Annotated in this window: 4 protein-coding genes; all 4 read right to left on the minus strand. The window is 43.8% G+C overall.

The window, feature by feature from the left end; translation table 11 throughout:
- The coding region (locus Q0668_RS07135; protein WP_298861961.1) for a protein-glutamate O-methyltransferase CheR at positions 1–616 on the minus strand (616 nt) is incomplete at its 3' end.
- A gap of 17 nt (positions 617–633) precedes the next feature.
- Positions 634–1,677: a chemotaxis response regulator protein-glutamate methylesterase gene (locus Q0668_RS07140; protein ID WP_298861963.1), complete on the minus strand. Its 1,044-nt coding sequence runs from the start codon at positions 1,675–1,677 to the stop codon at positions 634–636.
- Positions 1,674–2,042 (minus strand): response regulator, encoded by a 369-nt coding sequence (locus Q0668_RS07145; protein WP_298861965.1) that lies wholly within the window; start codon positions 2,040–2,042, stop codon positions 1,674–1,676. Before Q0668_RS07145 ends, Q0668_RS07140 begins: the two co-directional genes overlap by 4 nt.
- 295 nt (positions 2,043–2,337) lie before the next feature.
- The coding region (locus Q0668_RS07150; RefSeq protein ID WP_298861967.1) for a methyl-accepting chemotaxis protein at positions 2,338–5,003 on the minus strand (2,666 nt) is incomplete at its 5' end.

Below are 5,003 nucleotides of genomic sequence, written 5' to 3' on the forward strand. Positions count from 1 at the left end.
TTCCTAGATGCTTGAAGTCTTCCAGAAGATTCAAGTGTTTCCACTGCATGCCCACTCCTAAATCTGATTTAATCTTCCAGCCTTCGTCACATTGTTCAAAATATTTCATCAAGAGTTGAACGGGTAATCCACGTTGAACTTCAAACTGTGAATAAACTCCCGCTTCAGCGCGATTTAATGCTTTTGTGCACAAGTCAGTTCCCACGATTTGAATATTCCAATCGATCAGTTCCGGAAAATTTTCTCGTAAGGCCATAACAATGCTGTAGGGCTCCTGACCATTGGAGGAAGCAGCACACCAGATTCTTAATTTTTTTGTGTTTTTTCGCTCGGCAATGAGATCTGGCAATATCGATGTTTTGAATTCTTCAAAAGGACGCTTATCACGGAAAAAAGACGACTCATTTGTTGTCATCGCTTCCATGACTTCTTTTTCCAGATTTTTATCTAATCGACTTCTTAAACTCAACACGAGATCCTCAAAGCCATTCATTCCGTGAGATTGAGCCAGAGGAATCAGGCGGGCTTCTAATAAATACTCTTTATTCTCGCCCAGAGAAAGCCCCGTCGTTTCCAATAAAAATTTTGTAATATATGTATAATCTTCTGGAGACACGAAATCACCACTTTCTATTAAGAACAAAGTCGAACGAGTTCAGGAGCAATACTCCTGAGAGGTAAAACCTGGTTTGCGAGTCCTGCATTAGCAATCGCTCCAGGCATTCCCCAAACAACACTACTCTGTTCATCTTGTACGATAATATAACCTTGACGCTCACTAATCAATTGCGCCCCCTCAATACCGTCATCCCCCATGCCCGTGAGCATGACCGCCAAAACAGAACTGCCATACCATTGTGCTGCTGATGAATACAACGGATTAACAGAAGGACGACAAAAATGTTCTGGAGAATCTTGATTCAATCGAATCACCATTCGATCTTCTTGCTTATCAATTACCATATGAAAATCACCTGGGGCGACATAGATACGGCCTCTTTCTATTAATTCCCCATCAACGGCTTCTGCTGTAGGACGCTTCGTTTCTCGTTCAATATGCTCAGCCAGTGATTTCGTAAATAAAGGGGGCATATGCTGTGCTACCAATATCGGTATCGTAAATTTCTCTGGGATTGCAGATAACACCGCTTTCAGTGCATTGGGACCCCCTGTACTAGACCCAATCACTAATATCATAGGAGTCTTAGTTGGAAGCTTTGCTACATTTGTTCGAAGATTTGTATTGCTCGAGCCAGGTGCTTTATCCTGTCCCACCAATGCCTTGATTAAGGGAATCAGATTGCGCGCTACTTGTTCGATGGCCTCTGATGCATTTTTAGCAACAGGTTTTTGAATACAACCTGCCGCTCCCAGATCAAATGCCTGCAAGGTCACTTCTGCTCCCTTACGCGTCAGAGCACTAGCCATAATTACTGGCATTTCAGGATAATCCTGTTTGAGTTTCTTCAAACAACTAATCCCATCCATCACGGGCATTTCTACATCGAGAACCACCACATCAGCCTGATTATTTTGAAGCCAGGTGAGTGCGGTCTGCCCATGCATCGCAGTACCAACGACTTCAATTTCAGGATCTAAATTGATCGCTTGAGTCATTAATCCTCGAATCACAGCAGAGTCATCGACCAAAAGAACTTTTATGATCGATTGGTTCACAAAACACCTGTTTCTTCCAATTTATCGCGGACAATGTCTTCAGTAAACGGTTTCATAATATACTCATTTGCACCTGCCTGCATGGCCTGCACGATTTGGGGCATATCATTTTCCGTTGTACACATCACAACAATCGGTTGCTTTGCTCGTTCATCAGCTCTCAAGGCAGTTAAGAATTCCATACCATCCATAATCGGCATGTTCCAGTCCAACAAAACAGCATCCAACTCAGGATTCGCTCTAGCAACTTCCAAAGCCTGTTTGCCGTCTTCTGCTTCCAGTACGTTGAGCCCAAGTGTTCCCATCATACGACGGCCCACAAGTCGAACAGCCCTGGAATCGTCAACAAGTAAAATCGTTTTCATTTTCACCGGTCTCCCAGTATGTAAAATAATCTATTTGTGAATAGCCATTACTTCAGAAACTACATACAAATCAGTCAACTGAAGTGAATGGTTAATTAATCTATCATCAGAACTCTAGAACACAATTGATAAGGAAAGGCGACTAAACTCTTATTTCCGTAATTTTCGGGTATTTTGAGTCCTATCCCTCAACAACTTACGCATTATACTTGAATAAAAAACCGTCAAGCCAAACATATGACTCTAACCATATGTCCAACATGACGGCAATTTTTATTGGATATTTGAATAGAGCTTAAATTGCTCTCATTCGTACCAAGAATGCGGATGCAGCTTTGTCTAACTTCACAGATTCCTGAGTCAGACCTTCAGCAGCTGCCTGCATATCACCGGCCGCTGTACCACTGTCGGTAGCAGCCTTTGAAACACCCGATATATTATTCGTGACTTCGGCTGTACCACGAGCAGCTTCAGCAACATTGCGTGAGATCTCGTTTGTTGCCGCAGTCTGTTCTTCAACAGCACTGGCAATTGTTGTTGAGATTTCATCGATCTTGCGAATACTCTCACCAATCGAACCAATCGCTGAAACGGCAACACCCGTCGATCCCTGAATCGCATTGATCTTTTCACTGATCTCTTCTGTCGCACGAGCGGTCTGGCGAGCCAGTTCTTTGACCTCGTTAGCAACCACAGCAAAACCTTTTCCAGCTTCTCCGGCACGAGCTGCTTCGATAGTTGCATTCAAAGCCAACAAGTTGGTTTGCTGTGCAATAGAAGTGATCACTTTAACAACTTGACCAATTTCAGTGCTGGCAACTCCGAGCTCTTTGATCGTATCGTTTGTTTTGTCAGCTTCGGTCACAGCTTGAGATGTCATATGCGATTGGTCCTGCACATGACGGGCGATTTCACTGATTGATGCGCTCAATTCTTCTGCAGCTGAAGAGACCGTTTCGACATTTCTTGTTGCTTCTTCACTGGCAGCCGCTACAACCTGCGATTGACGGGCAGTATTATCTGCCATATCAGCCATGCCCTTGGAGCTGGCCTGCATTTCAGTAGCAGAGGATGTGACCACACTCACGATACCTTGAATCTCGGATTCAAAATCGTCAGCCAACTTAATTTGATCTGTGATCAGCGACCAGGAGATCATCGGACCAATATAGTTATTGTCTTTATCCATAATCGCGGTTGCCAGAAGATCAAGAGTTTCTGGTCCAACTTTGATCTTGGCCCGATGCGGCAGATTCGATGGATCTGCTAACAGGCGTCTCTGCATTTCCGGCGATTTATGAAAGATGTCAATACTCTGACCTAATAACTGATCTACAGGCTTAGGTAATAAGTGTTCGATTTCTTTTAATTGCTTAACTGAGGCCGGGTTCATGTAAACAAGTTCAAAGTCTTTGTTAGCCAACAGAACGTTGATGGGAATCGTTTCCATCATGTTCTGAACGCGAGCCATTTCATTCTCGAGTCTCAGTTTTTCTGTAATCACTTCCCAGGTCACCATGGGACCAATATATTTTCCGTCTGCATCGGTCACTGGACTTACCAGCAAATCCAATTTTTCTGGACCGACTTCAATCGTCGCTCGAGCAGGAAGATTGGAGGGGTCATTCAGAATCCCTCTCTGATAGGCAGGATTCTTGTGGAAAATATCGATGTTTTGACCAACTAGATTTTCCACTTTGATCGGTAAGTACTGCTCGAGAGCACCTAGTTGTTTCACAGATGCCGGGTTCACATATGTAATTTCCAAATCTCGATTAGCCAACATGACATTGACGGGAATATTCTCCATCATGCTCTGAATGCGAGCCATGTTTTGCTCGTCTGCTTTTTTACTTGTAATATCAGATGCATATTTGACGACTTTGAATAGCTTACCACCCTCGTCTCTGATGGCATTGTAAGATGCAGAAATCCAAACTTCTTTACCACCTTTCCCGATACGCTTGTATTCGGCAATTTGATTTTGTCCTGCATTCAGGTTTTTCCAGAATTGTTGGTACTCATTACTCTTTTTGAAGTCCTCATCAACAAACAGGCTGTGGTGTTTGCCTTGGATTTCATCCAGGGTATAACCCAAAGTGCTACAGAAATTCTGATTGGCCGTGACAATCGTGCCATCCATGTTGAACTCGATTACGGCCTGAGCATCGCTAAGTGCGTCTAGCTGTCCAGAAAAATCATTATTTTCTTCTTTCAATTTTGCCTGTGCAGTAACTTCTTCCCAACTCAGTACTGTTCCAGCTGAGTCCCCATTAGAAGACTTGGTTGGACTCAGGCTGATTTCAATATACCGATCACCCAATTGGGCAGTGATCGTTTTTTCTCCAGCCAATCCACTTAACGAAGTTTGCAATTCAGGGATTTGCTGAAACAATTGATCAATTTGTCCGCCTACAAGCTGCTTAGGACCAACACCCAAATCTCCGCTGAGTTCTTCAATCAACTCCTGTCCTTTGCGGTTCAGGTAGGTCACTGTTCCCTCTGTGTTTAAAAACAGTGTAGCCTGGGGACTGAATTCCACAATTCCATAAAATTGATCAACATTCTGCGACTGTTCAGTAGCCGCGCTCTGTTCTGTATTCTGCACTGAATCAATCGACATATCACTATTCTCCTTGGGTTTTTTGATCTGCTCTTCAGACCTTGATGGTTGTTCGGTTTGTAGTTGGTTTTGTTCCTCTGCTGAATGAAGAATTTCTTGAACAGATTCCTCATCTCCAGAGTTGACTCCTTGCGAGCCAGATACAGCCGCCGATTGAAGCTGTTTTGCGCGACTTGAGTCTTTGGCACCTTCAATCATGGTTGTCGCAACAGCTTCGAGTGCCTGACGCCAGCACTCTTCCAGTTCTTCATTCCATGCTTCTTCTGCATACTCGGCCAATACACTTAATCCCGCATTTCCCAGATGACTTCCCTCGCTTTGGCACGTAATTTGCGCCA

It is taken from the genome of uncultured Gimesia sp. (genome assembly GCF_937910335.1).
GTDB lineage: Bacteria > Planctomycetota > Planctomycetia > Planctomycetales > Planctomycetaceae > Gimesia.